The 19649-nt window shown below is 65.4% G+C and carries 9 protein-coding genes; all 9 read left to right on the top strand.

Annotated elements, in window-relative coordinates; all coding sequences use genetic code 11:
* The first annotated feature begins 278 nt into the window (after positions 1 to 278).
* The 9 genes from ACIA8L_RS00760 (at position 279) to ACIA8L_RS00800 (ending at position 19634) form a co-directional block, all read left to right on the top strand.
* Positions 279 to 4886 carry a sacsin N-terminal ATP-binding-like domain-containing protein gene (locus tag ACIA8L_RS00760; RefSeq protein ID WP_395898993.1) on the top strand — a complete coding sequence of 1536 codons (4608 nt, stop codon included), beginning with the start codon at positions 279 to 281 and terminating at the stop codon, positions 4884 to 4886.
* A 4-nt stretch (positions 4887 to 4890) separates the two neighbouring features.
* A complete protein-coding gene (locus tag ACIA8L_RS00765; protein WP_395898995.1) occupies positions 4891 to 6609 on the top strand; it encodes a UvrD-helicase domain-containing protein in 1719 nt (572 codons plus the stop codon).
* Positions 6606 to 9827, top strand: a complete 3222-nt coding sequence (locus tag ACIA8L_RS00770; protein ID WP_395898997.1) for a helicase-related protein — start codon at positions 6606 to 6608, stop codon at positions 9825 to 9827. Before ACIA8L_RS00765 ends, ACIA8L_RS00770 begins: the two co-directional genes overlap by 4 nt.
* On the top strand, positions 9817 to 11541 hold the full coding sequence (drmB, locus tag ACIA8L_RS00775) for a DrmB family protein (RefSeq protein ID WP_395898998.1): 1725 nt from the start codon (positions 9817 to 9819) through the stop codon (positions 11539 to 11541). Before ACIA8L_RS00770 ends, drmB begins: the two co-directional genes overlap by 11 nt.
* A 270-nt stretch (positions 11542 to 11811) precedes the next feature.
* Positions 11812 to 12603: a hypothetical protein gene (locus ACIA8L_RS00780; protein ID WP_395899000.1), complete on the top strand. Its 792-nt coding sequence runs from the start codon at positions 11812 to 11814 to the stop codon at positions 12601 to 12603.
* Between the two features lie 38 nt (positions 12604 to 12641).
* Complete coding sequence (locus tag ACIA8L_RS00785) at positions 12642 to 14051, top strand: hypothetical protein (protein WP_395899002.1); 1410 nt, start codon at positions 12642 to 12644, stop codon at positions 14049 to 14051.
* A complete protein-coding gene (locus ACIA8L_RS00790) occupies positions 14048 to 14758 on the top strand; it encodes a hypothetical protein (protein WP_395899004.1) in 711 nt (236 codons plus the stop codon). The genes ACIA8L_RS00785 and ACIA8L_RS00790 overlap by 4 nt, the downstream gene beginning before the upstream one ends.
* Positions 14758 to 19077, top strand: a complete 4320-nt coding sequence (locus tag ACIA8L_RS00795) for a hypothetical protein (RefSeq protein WP_395899006.1) — start codon at positions 14758 to 14760, stop codon at positions 19075 to 19077. The genes ACIA8L_RS00790 and ACIA8L_RS00795 overlap by 1 nt, the downstream gene beginning before the upstream one ends.
* Positions 19074 to 19634 carry a GNAT family N-acetyltransferase gene (locus tag ACIA8L_RS00800; RefSeq protein WP_395899007.1) on the top strand — a complete coding sequence of 187 codons (561 nt, stop codon included), beginning with the start codon at positions 19074 to 19076 and terminating at the stop codon, positions 19632 to 19634. Before ACIA8L_RS00795 ends, ACIA8L_RS00800 begins: the two co-directional genes overlap by 4 nt.
* Positions 19635 to 19649: the final 15 nt, after the last annotated feature.

The following is a 19649-nucleotide window of genomic DNA, read 5'->3' on the forward strand; positions in this document are numbered from 1 at the left end:
GACTCTCGCCGTGTCGCATCAACTTCACGCAATATTTTGAGTCCTACGGACCTTTGCATCGAGGTACGAACACAAGGTACCGATCCCGTCATCGTTGCATACCGCTCAAGCGGTAGATAATCCCCCAACGGGGTGCAAAATTCAGTCAGTCGGAGCTGGGGCGATGGCGATGATATTGTGATTCGCAACTGATCGTCCGATGTCTCTTGTTCTCCGTGCTGGCGAGTCTCGTGGTCCATATCCGGTCGGATCCGGGCGCGGCGGCGACGTAATGGGGGATGCAGATGCTGGGGTGGGCCGGTCCCGAGGAGGGACTGAACGCCGCGGTGACGCGGCAGAGCGATGCGTGTCTCGGTGCGTACCGGGAGGATCCGGGACGTGTCGAGTCGGACGCGAACATCGAGATCTCGACGGCGCAGGGCGGATACGGACGCAAGCAGATATTCGAGTTGGTGCAGAACGGTGCCGACGCGATGAAGAATGCGCCTGGTCGGATTGAGGTCCGCCTGACACGCGAATGCCTCTACGTTGCGAACGAGGGCATTTCGCTGACGGAGGCGGGGGTGACGACATTGTTGTCGTCGCACGTCTCGCGGAAGCGCTCCGACGAGATCGGCCGCTACGGTCTCGGATTCAAGTCGGTGGTCGCGCTCACCGACACACCGCAAATCTTCAGCAGGTCCGGATCATTGGGCTTCGATCGTGAGGAAGCTGCGGCCCGGATCCGTGAGGTTGTGCCTGCAGCGCCGAAGTTCCCGCTTCTGCGGTTGGCCCGAGTCCTAGACCCCCACGAGTGGGCCACGAACGACAACGTACTCGCCGATCTGATGACCTGGGCCTGCACCGTCGTTCGTCTGCCGCTCAAACACTCCTTCCGCGCGGTCGCGAAAGACATGGAGGCGTTTCCCGGCCAGTTCGTGCTGTTCTCTCCGCATGTGCTGAATCTCGTGCTCGACAATCTGATCGACCCGGATCGGCGAACGATCAAACTCTCCGTACTTGACGACGGATCGCTGGAGCTCAAGGACCGGGAAAAATCCTCGAGATGGCGGGTGCTGAAGGCCAGGCATCGGCCGAGCGTCGAAGCAGCCCAGGACGCCGGTGAACTCGCGGCCAGGGACGAAGTCGAGCTGCAGTGGGCGGTCCCAGTCGGGGGCACGGCAGGGGTCGGCACGTTCTGGGCCTTCTTTCCCACCGAGTCCCGTACGACCCTGTCGGGTGTCGTAAACGCGCCGTGGAAACTCTCCGACGACCGTCGCAGCCTGTTGCCCGGCGCCTTCAACGAGGAGCTCCTGACACAGGTCCTTCCACGGCTGATTGCGCGATCGCTTCCCGAACTGGTGGATTCGGAGAATCCAGCTGCCGTCCTGGACCTGCTACCGGCCCGTGGCCGCGAGTCTCGAGGCTGGGCAGACAGTGCCCTCAACCAGCCGGTGATGGACATGCTGGCGAATTCCCAGTCGTTGCCCGACATCGAGGGCCGCCTTCGGCGGCCGGATCAACTCGTACTCCATCCTGAAAACCTGCAACAAGTGTGGATGGAGGACTGGCGCGAGTCATGTCCGGATCCGGCCGGCTGGGTACATCACGATGTGTTCGGCGACGAGCGTCGCGCCAAGGCCTTGCGCTTGATGAGCGGCCCCGGAGAACGAACCGCTTCGCTTCGAGCCTGGATCGAAGCGCTTGTCGTCCCTCCGAGCGTCGGCACCAGCGCAGGCGCGATCCGGTTGGTCGCACGAATCGTCCGCGACTCGTCGGCGCTCCGCGACGCTGCAACGGACGCCAACGTATTGCTGCTTGACAACGGCGAACTCCGAACGCCGAAGCGCGGACACGTCTTCGTCCGCGGGCCGGGAGACGCAGACGGTCCCGACTTCATCGACCCCGAGCTGGCGGAAGTGCCGGATGCCCGACGGGCACTGGAGTCTTTGGGCATCACTATCTTCGACCACAGCGGCGAGCTGCGCCACGCGCTGAGTGCCGACAAGGTCGACTGGACCGGGGTGTGGACGCGCTCCAGAAAGCTGCCGCCGGATCTGGCCGCCGGCATCGTACGAGAGCTCGTGCCGGAACCGCTCGAGCGCAACATCCAGGCGCGGACCAGCGACGGCCGGATGAGCAGCCTCGCCTCGGCGTACCTCGCGGGAGAGGTGGTGCCCTCGTCCGGCGACCGGGATCACGCCTTCCTCATCGATCCACGATTCCATGCCCATGACATCGACCTACTCACCGAGCTCGGTGCGGTAGGAGCCCCTGTCGTTCGGAACGGGATGGCCGAAGAGATTTGGCTGCGCGCGCTGAAAGACGTCGTCAGAGAGCAGTACGTCAAGGACTGCACAGGACGTCGGGTCGATCCGGACCGAGTCGACGTGAATGGGCCGACTCCTCCCTGGCCACTTCAGCCGTTGTCAGCGCTTTCGCCCGAGGGCCGTGCGGCACTGACGGAAGCTGCGCTGGTCATGGACAGCGGCGACGACTGGACCGTCCGCCATGTCAGCGACAGAAGCCTGCCGACGACGAAAGTGCCATCGTTGACGATGGACATCCTGCAACGGCACGGGTACCTCCGCACCAAGGTAGGTGCCTGGCCGGTGGCGGACTGCCTCATTGCGAATGAGGAGCTGGACCCCGAAGTTCTGCCGGTCGTCGAGGTGACGCCACGGATGGCGCAGCGGCTTGCGTTGAAGGCACATCCGACCGAGCTCCCCGCCGAAGCATGGGCACGTCTGTTCGACGTGGCCGCGTCCTGGGCCGATCCCGAACGGCGCTTCCGTCTCTACGCCTGGGCCGCGTTCTCGAAGGTCGATCCTCCGACGAACGTCAAGGTCACCGTAGGCTCTCGGCAGCTCCCCGTTCTGGCAACTAATACGGCGGTCACCGCCGACCGGGCGATCTACGAATCGCTGCAGGCAGCCCAGATCCCGGCGCTGATCGTCCCAGAAGGAGACCAGCAGTACCTGATTGACTCGTGGAACGTCGCCGACGGTGCCGACATGCTCCAGGAGGAACTCGTTGTGGTAGCAGACGGCGCCACCGAGGTGCTCGTCGATCTGTACCCCCCGTTGAAGCTCTATCTGCCGCGAGATCAGCTTGGAATTGAGATCCAGCGGTGCACGACCATCGAGATCCTCACCTCAACCCCGAAGGGCCAGATCTCTCGCCGCATCGGTAGCAAGGTGCAGGACGGTCGGGTGCTTGTCACCGGTACCGACGACACAGCGGTGCTCGGCCAGGTGATCGGCGAACTACGCCTTGAGGTGACACCGCAGTCGGTGCTACGCCGGATCGAGGATCAGAAGAAGCAACAGCTTCGCGCCAAGGTGCGGCGAGCGTGTGACGACAGCGAACGACTGATCCTTGCGGTAGGCGCAGACGCGCTGAGACGAAACCTGCCACGCACCGCCGTGGAGTCGTTGTCCACCCACCTCGGACGGTCGCTCGATGATCAAGAGCTGGCGAAACTCGCCTTTTCCGTTCATGGCTACGGAGTCCTGCAGCAACACCGAGCGGCGCTGGAGTCGAACGGCCTCGTACCGCCGAACAAATGGGCTGGAACCGGGCCGGCGCGGCTCTGGGTCACCGAGCTGGGCTTCCCGAAGGAGTACGCGGGATTCAGCGACCGACAGCCGCCCGCTGCTTTCGAGGTCGACGGGCCGGCCAATCTTCCGGAGCTGCACGACTATCAGCGCACGGTCGCCAGTCGGATCAAAGGGCTCGTCCGCGGGGCCGGCGGCAGGTCGAGAGGACTGGTTGCGCTGCCGACCGGCGCAGGTAAGACGCGAGTCGCCGTTCAGGCCCTGGTGGAGCAGGTGCGTGACGGCGAACTGGAAGGCCTGGTCATCTGGATCGCCGAAAGCACTGAACTGTGCGAACAGGCCGTGCAGGCCTGGAGCCACGTCTGGCGGGCGATCGGACCGACGTCCAAGCGCCTGGCTGTTGCCCGGTTGTGGGGCAATAACGATGCTCAGGAGGATCCGGAGAACTTCCAAGTCGTCGTCGCCTCGGTGGACAAACTCCACAGAAGGGTCGGCGCATCTGAGTATCAATGGCTGGCCGGGCCCTCGCTGATCGTCGTCGACGAGGCGCACGGCTCGATCGCACCGACGTACACAGCAGTGTTCAACTGGCTCAGCAGCAGTAAACGAGTCTCCTCTATGGAGACTCCGCTGCTCGGCCTGACCGCCACGCCCTTCCGAAATACGAACGTCGCGGAGACCACCCGTCTCGTCGAGCGGTACCAAAGCAATCGGCTCGACGATGGCGTGTTCAAACGCGACCCATATGCGGAGCTGCAGGACCGTCGAATCCTAGCTCGCGTTCGACAACGGCTGCTGACCGGTGCCGAAATCGCCGCGACTCCGCAGGAGCTCGAGGAGCTCTCGAAGTACAGGCGCGTGTCGGCCTCAGTGGAGAGCCGCCTTGCCGAAAACGAACAACGCAATCTCACAATCGTCGACTCGATCTGCGGACTGGAGACGGACTGGACCGTACTGCTCTTCGCGACCTCCGTCGAGAACGCTCGCGCATTGGCGGCGTTGTTGGCGTTCCGTGGTGTGCCCGCAGTCGCCATCGATGCTGAGACCGATTCGCATGCTCGCCGTCGATATATCGAAGATTTTCTCGACAAAAAAATCAGGGTCATCACCAACTACAACGTCCTCACGCAGGGTTTCGACGCACCGGCGGTCCGCGCTGTCTACGTGACCCGGCCGACGTTCAGTCCCAACCTCTACCAGCAGATGATCGGCCGGGGCCTCAGGGGAACGATCAACGGAGGCTCCGACGAGGTGCTGATCGTCAACGTCGCCGATAACATCGTGAACTACGGTGAGCAGCTGGCATTCCACGACTTCGACTACCTGTGGGGTGCCACGGATGCACGTTAACGAGATGGTGCTGGACGACGACCAACGCCGCATCGCCGAGGCCGAGCCGGATCACCGTCAGTTGGTCATTGCCGGTCCAGGAGCCGGCAAGACCGAGGTCGTGGCCGCTCTGGTCGGGAATCTGGTCGGTGTGCATGATGTTTACGCGGACGAGATTCTCATCGTCAGTTTCTCCAGGGCCGCGGTGCACGCTGTCCGCCAGCGGCTTGCCGACGCGATCGAGGACGCTTATCTCATCGAGGTCAGGACCCTCGACTCACTGGCGTACGAACTGACGGTCGGCGACCGCGATGAAATGTCCGGCTTCGACGCGACGGTAAGGGCAGCGACCAAACGCCTTGAGGAGGACGGCTGGCAGTACCTCGAGCAGGTACGCCACGTAGTTGTCGACGAAGTTCAGGACGTTGTCGGCATTCGCGCCGACTTTGTCCGAGCGCTCTTGCAGCGGGTCGATGCCAGCTGCGGGTTCACGCTCCTGGGCGACCCGATGCAGGCGGTTTACGACTTCCAATTCGCGCGCGCACGCAAGGCCCGCCGAACCCGACTTCTCGACAGCGTCGGCTCCGACGCCGCGGTCGGGAAGCACCATCTCGTGAATGAGTACCGTTCTCGCAGCCCTGACGCCTCGCGGGCGGCCAGCCTCCGGAAGTGTCTGGCCGAGGCGACGGACGACGTCACGAGACGCAATCTGATCCAAGATTTCGTCGCGGACGTCGTACCCATGGGGAACATCGAGACAGAAGGCCGTCTGATCGACCGGTGGAGCGGCTCGACGGCCGTTCTGTGTCGCGACAACATCGACGTACTCAGAACGGCTGGCGTACTGCGCCGCGCCGGTCTCTCGGTAACCATCCAGCGGGCGGCGAGCGAACGGTCTTATGCACCGTGGATCGCGGGACTGCTCGGCGAATTTCCGACGTCGACGATCAGCCGGCACTCGTTCCTCGACCTTGCCGGAACTGCGGGACTCCAGGACGCCGAGCTTCTGTGGTCGGCGTTGCGACGAACCGCCGCTGGACGAGGCGCCGATCTTGATCTCCGAGCTCTTGCCGCAGGTCTGAGCGGAGGCCGACGCCAAGCCGAGCTCGAGTCGTCGACGGATACCTCGATCGTTGTATCCACAGTGCACCGTGCGAAGGGACTTCAGTTCGACAACGTGGTCCTCGTCAATGCCGATCAATGGTTGCGAGACGATGATGCCGAGTCGGTTCGCGTGCTGTTCGTCGGTCTGACGAGATCACGTGACCGGCTCGCCGTGGCAGTGCTGGAGCAGCAACGCGGTTGGTTTCAGGCCGGCCGGAGCGAGCGCTACTTCCGGCGTGGTCGAGAGGGCTGGCAGACGTTCGGCGTCGAGATTCGCGGTTCCGATACGAGCGGCCTCGGCCCGACGTCGGCATCGCTGACTGGCGGCATCGGCCTCCCGGTGTCCTGGCAGCTGGACAGGGACAAGTCTGACCTGACTGCACCCGTGTACTGCGCAGTCCAAGGCGACAGCGTGGTAGCCAGAACCACGAGCGGTTTCGGCGAGGACTTTGCAGCGCGGATCGGATCGGCGGAGAGGCGCGCGACGCCCTGGCCATTTCTGCTCGAAGGAGCATACGTCGAGGCGCTGGAAACCGTAGCCGGCAATCCGCCTGCAAGCTCTGGAACTGGCCGCCACGGACTTTGGCTGAGTACGAGAGTTACCGGCGCGGTGGATCTGAGTTGGAGGGAGCCGTCATGACGCTCGACCTAAGCCCATGGTACGAGGCGAGGGAGCACATTCGGCTGGCGCTCGAGCATGATCTCCAGGGCGGTCCGGAGGATCAAGTGATCGACGAGCCGCCACTCGATCGGTTCATCGTCGGCATCCTTCACCCGCAGGACGACGGCCGGGAATCCGTGGACGACGAGCAGGACGACACCGAGAACGCCGCGGTCAAGGGCGACGACGCCGTCTTCGATCCCGCTGTGGCGCTATCTCGGACCCGGCGGCCCTCGTCGATGGGCCTGACGTTCGCCGTGTCGCCGGAGTTGACGCGACAGCTGAAGATAACGGTCAGCGCTGCAAGATATGTCGAAACGGATGATCACAACAGTGAAGACTCGCAGCGGGAGCAACCCATTCGCCACCGTGGCCGCCGGTCACATCGCCGTTCTCGGTGGACGCGGCTGTCGGTCGGTCCGCTCGAACACCGGCTCGATGTCACGGCTCCCGAGGTTGACCGGACCGACCTCGCCGAAGGTCTGCAGCTCTACTGGTCGGTTCGACCGCCGGTCGACGGTATCGCCTCGATCACGATTGTGCTGATCAACACCACCGATGCACCTGGCAGTGGCATGCGCGACGGTCTGTGTTGGTTCCAGCCATCGATCACGATTGCGTGCGAGGACGGCGAGTTCGCTGAACGGCCCGTCGGCTTGTTCGCGGGCGTCGTCGACGACGACGTGAAATCATCCGCACTGCTGTTCAGGGGCGTTCGCAATCTCGCAGTCGGCCATGGCTGCGCAGTCACCTGGGCCGACGACGAATCTGTGAAAATACTCGCGACGACCTTCATGCCATGGCACGATCTGCTGCTCAGCGAGGCATCGGGCGGAGGTGTCGCACCACAGCGGATGCGTACGTTGGCCGAGGAGGGCAGCGACTTTGGAGGCCTTCGTGCCCTCCTGGACCAGTATGCGGTCTGGATCAGTGGTCTCGGACAGCAGCTCGATCAACTGCCCGCCGGCATGCGCAGGACTGGAGAACGCCACGTAGGCGCTGCGACGATCGCTCTCAAACGAATGCGGCGTGGACTCAAGGTGCTTGAGTCGGAGCCTGAAGCGGCACGGGCTTTTCGGCTGATGAACGCAGCCATGGCTGACCAGCGCTCCCGTCAGGACTTCATCCGCGCAGATGCCGCGGGCGTCGTGGACGACGGATCGTCGCAAAGCTGGCGACCTTTTCAGATCGCCTTCATCCTGCTCAACATTGATGGGCTGACTCACTGCGAATCCGATGACCGTCAGATCGCAGACCTTCTCTGGTTCCCGACCGGCGGTGGCAAGACGGAGGCGTATCTCGGCCTGATCGCCTACGCGATCCTGCTTCGTCGGTTACGCGATCGGACCGACGGCGGCGTGTCGGTGCTGATGCGATACACACTTCGACTGCTCACACTCCAGCAGTTCGAACGCGCGGCTGGCCTGGTCTGCGCCCTGGAGCTCATCCGAAGGAAGCATCTTCCAGATACTGTCCCCATCAGCCTCGGCCTGTGGGTCGGGCGGAAAGCCACACCGAACACGGTCGACAGAGCAGGTACCGCGTTGCGGAAGCTGCAGCAGGGCCAATCTGTCGACGAGGAAAACCCTGTTCAATTGCTGGGTTGTCCCTGGTGCGGCGCCGATCTCGGACCCGATGATTACAGGATTCGAGTAGGGCCCCCACCTCGGATGGAGGTCATGTGTTCCGACCGTGAATGTCCGTTCGGCTCGGGTCTGCCTGTCCACGTCGTAGACGAGGATGTCTATCGCGAGCGACCGTCGTTGGTCATCGCGACCGTCGACAAGTTCGCCATGGTCGCCTGGCGCGCGGACGTAGGCGCTCTGTTCTCCACGGACGGTTCCTATTCCTCCCCGGATCTGATCATCCAGGACGAACTGCATCTGATCAGTGGCCCGCTTGGCACGATGGTCGGGCTGTACGAGACGGCGGTCGACGCCGCCGCATCACGATCGGGCCGACCTAAACTCGTGGCCTCGACCGCGACGATCCGTCGCGCGACCAGTCAGATGCGAGCGGTGTTCGATCGCGAAGCACACCAGTTCCCGCCCGCAGGTCTGATAGCCGATCAGTCCTTCTTCGCGCAGCCTGCGATTCCCCACGAGAAGGGTACCCGCCAGTACGTGGGTGTCCTCGCGCCCGGCATCAGTCAGACGACCCTCCTCGTGCGTACCTACGCGGCGTTGCTGCACGCGGCGTCCACGTTGACCGATGACAAAGTAAAGGACGCCTACTGGACCCTGCTCGGCTATTTCAACAGCCTTCGAGTACTCGGCGGCGCCTACATGCAAGTCGTCGACGACGTCCCGGACCGAATGAAGGTTGTTGCAGAGCGACTGCAGCAGCCGCAGCGGGAGATCCGTGAACCGCGCGAGCTGACATCACGCAAACGCTCGTCGGAAATTCCATACGAGCTGAAGGTGTTGGGCACCTCGTTCCCGGACCCGGACGCGCCTGACGTCGTACTGGCCACAAACATGATCTCTGTGGGCGTGGACGTCGACCGACTGGGTTTGATGGCAGTCATGGGACAACCCCAGACGACGGCCGAATACATCCAGGCCACGAGTCGCGTCGGCCGGAAGTATCCGGGACTCGTGGTGACCATGTATAACGCGACAAGGTCACGTGACCTGTCCCACTACGAGAGCTTCATGACCTACCACCGCAGCCTCTACCGCCAGGTCGAGGCGACCGGCGCCACACCGTTCGCGCCGAGAGCTCGGGACCGAGGGCTGCACGGTGTCTTGGTCGGTCTTGCTCGGCTCACCGTTGCCGGTGTTGCACCGGACAATGCCGCCGGGCAGGTCGGAGACTGGGAGGACGACATTCGGCGCAGCATGGGAGTGATCGCACAACGCGCGGCCCGTGTCAGCGCTGCGGAATATCAAGACGCGGATGGTGAGGCCGTCAGAGCCCGTCAAAAGGCGGAGCAGGAGGCTGTAGCGGAGCAGCTCGAGGACCTTCTTGATCTTTGGCTCGACGCAGCTGACGACGGGAGACAGCGCTACCCGGGCTGGTACGGAAGACACCAGGACACCCTGCTCACTGAGGCGGGCAGAGCGATGGCCGACGAGGACGTGTCGTTCCCGGTACAGGACGCGCCGTGGCCGACCCTGACGAGTCTTCGGGATGTAGACGCTGAAAGCTCGCTGTATCTGATCCGCAGACGGAGGAGCGCTCGCCGTGACGCATGAAGTCGCTGATGCACGTCGTTCGCAGCTCGTGTCCACGTACGGCGTCGGTTCGCTGTTCCCGGCCGGTGACGAGAGCTTCATGATCTGTGGACTCGACGACTGGCCGATCGACCCATGGGCGGTCGAGATCAGTGAACCGCGCCTTGCACGGAGCCTGGGTGTGATGACGTTCCGGCCCCCGCCGAGCGGAAGACGCGATGGAGACGTTCCGGTCGTCCGATTCCCCGACTACCATTTCTGCACACAGTGCCGTGCACTGAAACGGCGCCAGCAGTTCTGCAACGATCGAAGCAGCTACTGCCGCACTTGCGGCCGGCGGATCACTCCGTCGCGCTTCGTCGCGTGCTGTCCCCGGGGCCATATCGAAGATTTCCCGTTCCACCAGTGGGTTCATGCAGGATCAGGCGCCGCTGGCGGCGAGCACAATCTGACGCTGTCCTCACAAGGCCGGTCGTCCTCACTCGCCGACATCATCATCGGCTGTAGCTGTGGCGTCCCGTCGGTGTCGATGGACAACTCGTTCAGACCGACGGCACTCAAAGGCATCGCTAAGTGCCACGGGCGTCGTCCCTGGCTGGCGGATGCGGACGAGGACGGCTGTCAGGAGACGCTCAGAGCCCTGCAGCGTGGTTCGTCGAACGTCTGGTTCCCCGAGGTGCGTTCGGCGATCTCAATCCCGCCGTGGTCGGACCGGGCACATCAACTGGCGCGACGCCATTGGGCGGTGTTCAAGAACGCCAACGATGCCACCCTACGGGAGGCGCTCGCGGACATGGACCTCGCCCGGCAAGGCCTGTCCGTCGAGATGATGCTCGAGGCGGTGGCACAACTGCGAGGCGACGGCACAGATGACGACCCCTACACCGATGAGAGGCTCCGCCGCGAGGAATACCAGGCGCTGACGACAGGGCATCCGGAAACATCGTCCCGTGACCAGTTCGTCGCCGTCCCGGTCGCGATCAACGGCGAACTTGCCATCGCTCCTGTGCTCGAGCAGGTTTCAACAGTCTCGCGACTTCGTGAGGTTCGTGCGCTAGCCAGTTTCTCACGCATCACGCCCTGGTCGCCCGGCACGGATGAGGCATACCGGGGCGCAATCACCGCGGGGCAACCTGTGTGGCTTCCTGCGATGGAGGTTCTCGGGGAAGGTATCTTCCTGCGATTCGATTCAGGTGCGCTCGCCGACTGGGAAGCAGCGAAGTTCGCACATGATCGAGCTCAGCTCGTATGCGACGGCATGGCTCTCCACGGCAACATGTTCGGGCGGCGGGCCGACGCGACGGTGTCACCCCGCGAACTGCTGTTGCACAGCTTCGCTCATGTACTGCTGAACGAACTGAGCCTGGACGCCGGTTATCCGGCTGCATCGCTTCGCGAACGGCTCTACGCCGGTCCCGACGAAGCGGGCGTTCTCATCTACACCGCCTCTGCGGACAGCGCAGGTAGTCTCGGCGGTCTCGCCGCGCAGAGCGCAGCAGCTCGGTTTGACGCCGTGGTCCGATCGGCGATCAGGCGAGCGCGATGGTGCACCGCTGATCCCGTGTGCATCGAAGCGACGTCATCTGGCGCGGGTGGTGTGAATCTTGCGGCATGTCATGCTTGTCTGTTGCTGCCGGAGACGAGCTGCGAGCGGTACAACTCGGTTCTGGATCGGGCAACGCTGGTCGGGGTTCCCGAAGAGCCAGAGGCGGGTTTCTTCTCGGCTCTCAGCTGAGCTAGTAGCTCGGCTCCGATCCATATATGGGTCGGCGCCGAAACGTCCGGCCGCTGCGACCGTCTTTTCGAGCCGTGATCCAACGCCAGCGGCTCTAGCTTCTGCGAGCAGTCGTTCCTGACTAGAGGATGGTGCAAATGTGGTCGCCCTCCGAATGTCACCCGTCCGGGCGGTTTGGGGTTCGCTTGGCGAGCACAGTAGGTCGCTAAGCGGCCTGCGGTCGTTTGTCCCTTATGTACCGGTATGCAGACGGACAGGAGGGATAGAACGATGCGACTTCGTCAAGCGTTCACCGCGGCCACCGTTGCCGGGGTTGGGCTCATGCTCGTTGCCGGCACGGGGGCTTATGCGGCGGGGCAGGCGAGTGGGAAGTTGGTTCGGCTGGCGCCTTGCAGCACGGTTCGGCATGGCAATACCGACGGGATTCTCACCACCTCCAACGGGGAGGCGCCGAGTAGCAGCAATGCGAACTCGACCGCTGTGCTCAAGCTGCAGCGGGAAGGGGTCGACGCGACGCTTCCGGACAACAGCGCCAAGGCGTTGTACCTCGAGGAGCCCAGTCGGGCGGTCAAGCTCAACCGGATCGGCAAGTTGACGTATCGGACGGTTCAGCTGGCGTCCAGCGGGGTTGCCGTTTGGTCGTACCAGATTCCGATCGACATCAATGGTGGAACGTTGCAGGCCGGGGACTTCACCACGCTGGTGTATGAGCCCTACCAGGATGGGCAGACCATCACGCCCGGCAAGTGGCAAAACTGGGACGCGCTGCGCAACGGGCAGGCCAAGTGGTGGAGCACCCGGGCGCTCACCAACGTGGCGAACGGCGCCACGCAGACATTCCCGACCGCCTGGTCGACCATCACCGCCGCCTACCCCGACGCCACCGTGCTCGCATACGGCATGGACCTCGGGAAAGGGGCCACTGGGGCCTCGTCGCGCGTTGACAGTTTGACGTTCGGGGCGGACACCACGTGTGCGAAGCACCAGTGGTCGTCGCGGTTCGGGCGCACGTCACACCCGCTTTCGCTGTTCCAGATCTGGCGGAAGTGGTTGCTACGGTAGGGGCTTAAGCAGCTCGGCGACGCAGGGGAGGGCAACGGGTGACGGAGAGTCGTCAACCGGAGCTTTCCCCTGTGGCGCACAGCTCGATGCGGGCGCGTTGGCGGGCGCTCATCCTCACCGATCCGGTCGCGCGGCTGGTGCGCAATGCGGTGCACGCGGACATACATGAGCGCTATGACCTGCGGCAACTTGCACTCGCGGCGGTCGACCTGGCCGTCGCTTCGCTCGGATTTGCTCGAGCGCTCACGCTCGCTGAGCTGATTGAGTCCATTGCCGAGCTCGCCGGGCACATGCGGCCCGGAGCTACCGGCGAACACGAGGACGCGGCCCGGTGGGTGGTCAAGGGACTGCTCAATGACGCCGACAATCAGCGCGCGTTCGTGTACACCTTCGACAACAGCGAAGAGTACGCATTCAAGCTCCTGCAACTGCAGGACGGGCCGGACGGGGCCGTGGTGCTCGCTTCACCGCAGGCTGTCATGTTGTACCTCTCCGGGCTCGACCTCGACGTCGACGACGCTGAGGCCGCGTTTTCCGTCGTGCTGCAACGGCAGCTGAGGGATCGGCGGTTTGAGGCGGCCGGGCGGACGGCAATGCAGGCCGAACGGGTTTCCGTCGCCATGTCGGCCTCTCTCGCCGACATTCTTGACGCGACCAAGCGGGACGTTCGGTCCGTCGACTGGGAAGCGGATGTGCCGCAGCGGCTCGCGCGGGCGCGGGAGCATGTCGAAGCGCGGATCGCGGCCGACGCGGACGTGCTCAATCACGTCGCGGCCGGCATTGACACTGAGACCGACCCCGCCGTTCGGCGAGCGTCCGGGGAGCTCGTCGACACGTTGCGGCGGATCCGGCAGGTACACCTCGATCTGGCCGAGCGGGTCGGTGACGCCCGTAGCGTGTTTCTCGAGGCGCAGCTGCTGCAGGTGTTCGCCCGGCGAGTACACCTGCGGCTTCTCAATGTTGAGCAGGAATTGCTCCATCCCGTGCTGCGCCTTCCGCAGGATCAGGCCACGCGGGTGGCGGAAGCATTTGGCGATCGGGTCGTCGGGATGCAGATTCCGCGGCTGTTGCAGCTCGACAACCTCGTCGACGTGCTCCTCGCACCGCCGCGGTTGAGCGGGGCCGAGGACGACGAATCCGAGGAGCCGGGGGAGAGCGAGGGCGTCGAACTGCAGGCCTATCCGCCCGCCGTTGTCGCCGAGGCCACCCGCATTCTGCGTCGCGCGAAGGAGCGGCCGGCCCGGCTCTCGGAGTTGCTTGTGGATGCCGGCGATGAACAGATCGCGGAGCTGGTGCTGCTTTCGGCTTTGTGGGCCTACGCGCCCGATGTTGCCGAGCCGGATGAGGAAAACCCAATCACCATCCAGGCCGAGCGGACCGACACATCGATCGACCACCCGTTGGTGTGGGGAGACAACTTGCTGGTGTCGTACACGGAGGAAGCGTGACCATTCCCCTCGAGGACGTCCGGGCGGCGGCGGAACTGGTCGCGTTGGGGCTGCGGACCGGGGCGCGGCCGACCGACGGGAATCCGTACGGCCGGTTGCTGGAGCGGTATCGCACGCAGACGTTGTTTCGCGACGCCGTCGATACGCTGGCCAGCGGGCTCGGGCTTACCGTGCTCGGTGCGCCGGCGCGGACCGGGCTCGTGCTCAGTACGCAGCCGGGCAGTGTGTTCGCGGTGCGGATGGGGGATCTGCGCAGCACGGGCATGACCGCGGACGAGAAACTCATCTCCGGGCTGATCGTGCTCGGGGTGGCCGCATACGCGTTTCCGCAGGAGGCCGACCTCGACAGCACCGAAGTCAAAACCGTTGAAGTGGCGGCCCTGGACAAGTTCATCCGCGACACGATCGATCGGGTCCAAATGATCCCCGGTGATGACGACACCGTCGATGGGCAGGCGCGGGTCGCGGCCGAGATCTATCGGCGGACCGCGGCATTCAAGCCCAAGGACCGGCAGCCGGGGCCGGCCAAAGGGTGCACCCAGTTCGCGGTGGCCGAAGTATTGGGGTGGCTCGTCGAGCGCGGGGCGGCGCGGCCGATGCCGCAGCTCGGGCCGAGCACATTTCAGCTCACCGACCGGTTCCGGCTGCTCGTCGCGGATGTGGCCGGCGGGGAAGCCCTGGAAGCGATGCGGACGGTGAAGCACTGATGGCGGCGCCCGCGAAACTCTGGCGGATTCGGCGGATCTACCTCGACCGGATCGGGTCGCCGGCGGCTCGGTTCCGGGACGTGTGGCTGGACTTGACCGGCCGCGACGGCACCCCGCTCGACACCATTCTGTGGATGCGCAACGGCGGCGGGAAGTCCACCCTCATCGCGCTGCTGTGCGCGCTGATCCGGCCCGACCGGCGGGACTTTCTCGCCACCGCCACAACCGGGCGGCACCTCGAGGACGCGATTCTCGGCGCCGACACCGCGCACGTCGTCGTCGAATGGATCGACCCGGCCGGGCAGCGGCTCGTCACCGGCGGCGTCTACGAATGGGCCGACCGGGTGCAACCTTCGGACCCGAACGCTGCCCACGAACGGCTCCGGCAGACGTGGTATGCCTTCACACCCGCCGACGGTGTCGAACTCGAACAACTGCCCTACGCCTCGGCCGAGCTCAAGGACTTCGCGAAGGCGATCGAGGCATTGCCGTACGACTGCGAAATGGTCGTCACCAGCAAGCAGGAGCGGTGGGCGCAGGCCCTGCAAGACCGCGGGCTGGACCCGGGGCTGTTCACCGCCATCCTCAAAATCAATGCCACCGAGGGCGGCATCGAGCACCATTTCAAGTTCAAGACCGCCGATGAGTTCGTGCAATACCTGCTCACGCTCGTCACCGAGCCGACGTCGGCCGGCAAAGTGGCCACGATTCTGCGCACCACGCGTGACCGGCTGGCCCGGCAGCCGCGGCTGCGGGCCGAGGTCGCGTTCTGTGACGAGGCCGCGACGCTGCTCGCCGACGGGGCCGCGGCCCGGGACACGCTCGTCGACGCCGAGCTCGCCGCGCGGGCCGCACGCCTCGACGCCGCCGGTCTCGCGGGTGCGTTGCGCGCCGCCGTGCAGGCCGCCACTACGGTGGCCGAGCGTCAGGACGCCGTCGCTGAGGGGGCTTCGGCGGGGGTACTGCGGGCAGCGGCCGAATCCGCGACTCTCGATGCGCACATGAAGCACTATCGGTGGCGGGCTGCGCAGCTCGTGCACGAACGCGCGGTCGAGGCTGCGCGTTCGGCGGAAATGCTCGTCGCCGAACGTCGCCATGTGCATCGGTCGTGGCAGTTGGTGCCGACGCTGATCCGGCACGTTGAGCAGGCGCAGCGCCTGGACGTGGCGCGGCGGCAGCAGGAGCAGGCCGAGGCCGGGGCCGCGCCGTTGCGTCGGGACCGGGCTGACGCTGCGGCCGTGCTGCTGGCGGTGTTGCGCAATGCTGCGGACGAGCTTGATGCGCGAATGGACACGTTTGCGCAGGAGGCGTCGTCGGCGCGGGAGCGGCAGGTGTCCGCGCGGTCGCTCGCCGACTCGCTGCGTGGGCGGCTCGGGAGCCTGGATGCGCAGCAGCGGACCATTGAGGCGCAGCTCGGGGCGTACGACCGGGATCTCGCCGCCGCCGCTGCACACCTCGGCGACGACGATCTGGATGTCGCGCTCGCCAAGGCGCAGGAGGCCGAAACGGCGGCGGCGCACACGATCGAACATGATCTGCCGGCTGATGCTGCGCGATTGGACAGCGAGCGGCGTGCGTATGAGCGTGATCGCGCCGAGGCGCAGACTTCGCTCACGGAGTTGCTGCGGGACAAGGCCGTGCTTGACGCTGAGCGGGGGCCGCTGCTTGCGGAGATCGAGGCGCTCGCGACCGATCCGCGGTTGACGGCCCTGGCCGAGCAGGACCGGGTCGATCCGATCGCGTCGCAGCGGTATCTCACCGATCTCCTTACCGAGGCCGTCATCACCGCCGATCGGCATCGGATTCAGCTGGCCGTCGCGGACGCTGAGGACGATCGTGCGGTGCAGGCGCTCGCGTCCGCGCGGGGGCTGCTGCCGGCGGCGCTGGACCTGGCCCGGGCGGCGGATGTGCTGGCGGCGGCGCGCATTCCGGCTACGACTGGGTGGCACTTCTTGGCCGATTCGGTACCGCCCTCTGCTTGGCCTGTCTTGATCGCCGACGCGCCGCATCTCGTTGGTGGGCTGCTTGTGCACGACCCGGACGACTTGGAGCGGGCGCGCGCCGAGTTGTTGGGGGCGGAGCTGTTTCCGACCTCGGCCATTCAGGTCGCGGCGACGGCTGATCTTCGGTCCGTTGTGGACTCGGATCCGGCCAAGCCGATCGGGTTCGTGTTGCCGCCGGCGCCCGCGATGTACGACCGGACGGCCGCGGCTTCCGAGACCGATCGTCGCAGTCGGGGGCGGGACGAGCGCAACCAGCGGGTGCACGAGCTGCTCGAGATGCGCGATGGTGACATTCGGTTGCGCGGGTCGCTGCTCGATCTGATCGCGCGTTGTCCATCCGGGCACCTTGAGCATTTGGACGCTGCGCACTCGAACCTTGAGGATGCGCTCGCGACCGTGCATGCGCGGATGGGCGAGTTGCAGGAGACGCGGTTGCTGCTCGATGAGCGGGCCGCGCTGCTCGAGCACACGCGTCGGGACCTGGCCGAGCGGCGGCGGGTGTTGACGATTCGGATCGCGGCCCTTGGCGATCTGACTCGGCGGGCCCCGGATGCCGCGCGGATGCGTGAGGAACTGGCCGCCCTGCCGACCGTGCGAGCCGAACTGCATGCGGAAATGGCTGTGGCCGAGGACGAGGAGCGCACGGCGGCGGCTGCGGCGACCCGGCACGCGGCCGATGCCGAGCGGGCGTCGTCGACTGTCAGGGAGTACCGAATCCGGTGTGAAGATTTGCAACGCATCGCCTCTTCGATTGTCGTTGAGAGCCTGCCCAACCTGACCGAAGCGACGAATGCGTATCAGGCGGCGCACGATGCGTACCTGCGGCAGACGTCCGGGTCGGCGCTGGAGGCCACGATCGCCGAGATCACGAGCCGGTTGGCGGCGCTCGATGAGGAGATTCAGCAGTTCGCGGTGAGTGAGCGGACGACCGCGCAGACGCTGTTGGACGGTTCCGATCCGGCTGCCGTACGGCTGGCGATCGGTCAGGCAGAGAGCGACTTCTTGGCCGCGCAGCGCGATGCGACTCTGGCCGGTGCGGCGCTTTCGAATGCGCAGACGGCTTTGCAGGCTTGTCCGCCGTCGACGCTCGATCTGGTCGCCGATGATGCCGACATTGTGCGGTTGGGGGATGAGGCGCAGCGGGCGTTGGACGAATCGCGCACGGCCGAGCAGGGCGCGCGGGACAAGGCGGGCGCGGCTGAAGTGGAGGCGGTGACCGCTCGACGCCGCGCGGACGACCTGCAGCAGTTGGTCACTGATCTCACGGAGGACACCGAGCCGACCGAGACCGCACTGCCGTTCACCGGTGACGTGGACGTCGCGCGCGAGTCGGCCCGCGGTGCGCGGCGGGCGCTGCAGGCGGCCGATCGGGCCGTGAATGCCGCGCGAAACCGGCTCAATGCCGAGGCGCACCGCATCGACCGGTGGGCCTCCGACGACCGGTTTGCCACGGTGAGCCCGGAGGTTCGCGACCGGTTCCGTGAGGGCCGCCTCGACTTCGACGCCGCCGAGCAGTTGGTCGAGCAGCTTGTGCGCTATCGCCACGGCCTGGCCGGCGAACTCGACGCGGTCGAGAAGGACAAGCACCTCGTCGTGACCGCTTTGTGTGCGGAGGTGCGCGAGGGGCTCAAAACCTTGCAACGTGCGCAGCACCACGCGCAGCTGCCGCCCGGCCTGGCTGACCATTTGCGCAACCGCCGGTTCCTCGACGTCGGCCCGCGGTCAAGTGTGGACACCAGCGACGCCACGCTGCGCAGCCGGGTCGAGCGCCTGGTCGACAAGCTCGTCGCGGGCAAGGACCCAATCCCCGACGGCCTACCCCTCGCGTGGGAGGCGATCGCCGCCGTCGTCGGCCGCGGCAACTTCGTCGCCCGCGTGCTCAAACCGTCAACGGAGCTGACCGACGACCGCCAGCCCGTCGAGCTGATGAGCAAGTGGAGCGGCGGCGAGAAGGTCACCATCGGCCTGCTGCTGTTCTGCATGCTGGCCCGCCTCCGTGCCGCGAACCGCGGCGGCGACGTCCCGGGCCTCGGCGTCCTGCCGATGGACAACCCGCTCGGCACCGCGAACTACGTGGCGTTCCTCGACCTGCAACGCCGGGTGGCGGCCGCGAACGGCATCCAACTCATTTTCTTGTCGGGCTTGGGCGACATGCGCGCGGTCGGCCGCTTCCCGAACGTCGTGCGCATGCGCAACACGCACAACCGCGGCCGCAACTACGCAAGAGTCATGGACCGCGAACTCAACGAGGACCAGATTCTCGAAAGCATCACCACGGCTAGATTGACCTTCCCCATGCAAGGGACCCTGCTGTGAAGACCGAACGGCTCAACTTGCGCCAACTCACCGCGGACGACCTGGACAATCTCGTCTCGCTGGACAGTGATCCGGAAGTGATGCGGTACCTGAACGGTGGGCACCCGACGCCGCTCGCGGAGATCCGGGACTCGGCTCTGCCGCGGATCCTGGCGTATTACGACCGGGGCACCGACTACGGGTACTGGGCGGTTGAGGCTGCCGGTGAGTTTCTCGGCTGGGCGTTCTTTCGGCCGCACCGGGGTGATGGGCCGCCGGTAGATGTGGACCGTTCCGGGATCGAGATCGGGTATCGGCTGAAGCGTTCGGCTTGGGGCAAGGGGTATGCGACTGAGGCTTGCCGGGCTTTGATCGCTCACGGGTTTGACGTGGTTAGCGTTGATCGGGTGTTCGCGGAGACGATGGTCATCAACGCGGGGTCGCGGCGGGTGATGGAGAAGTCCGGGCTACGGCACGTGGCCACGTTCTTCCCGGACTGGCCGGACCCGGTGCCGGGCGACGAGCACGGCGAGGTCCAGTACGCGCTGACCGCCGCGGAGTGGGCTACCACAACATGACCGATGGCTTCCATT

Origin of the sequence: Dactylosporangium sp. NPDC051541 (genome assembly GCF_044454505.1) — a bacterium.
In the GTDB taxonomy this organism is placed as follows: domain Bacteria; phylum Actinomycetota; class Actinomycetes; order Mycobacteriales; family Micromonosporaceae; genus Dactylosporangium.

What these genes read in the sequence shown, in the direction of transcription:
- ACIA8L_RS00760 (WP_395898993.1), top strand. Translation starts at nt 279, where the DNA reads ATGCAGATGCTGGGGTGGGCCGGTCCCGAGGAGGGACTGAACGCCGCG.
- ACIA8L_RS00765 (WP_395898995.1), top strand. Translation starts at nt 4,891, where the DNA reads ATGGTGCTGGACGACGACCAACGCCGCATCGCCGAGGCCGAGCCGGAT.
- ACIA8L_RS00770 (WP_395898997.1), top strand. Translation starts at nt 6,606, where the DNA reads ATGACGCTCGACCTAAGCCCATGGTACGAGGCGAGGGAGCACATTCGG.
- ACIA8L_RS00780 (WP_395899000.1), top strand. Translation starts at nt 11,812, where the DNA reads ATGCGACTTCGTCAAGCGTTCACCGCGGCCACCGTTGCCGGGGTTGGG.
- ACIA8L_RS00795 (WP_395899006.1), top strand. Translation starts at nt 14,758, where the DNA reads ATGGCGGCGCCCGCGAAACTCTGGCGGATTCGGCGGATCTACCTCGAC.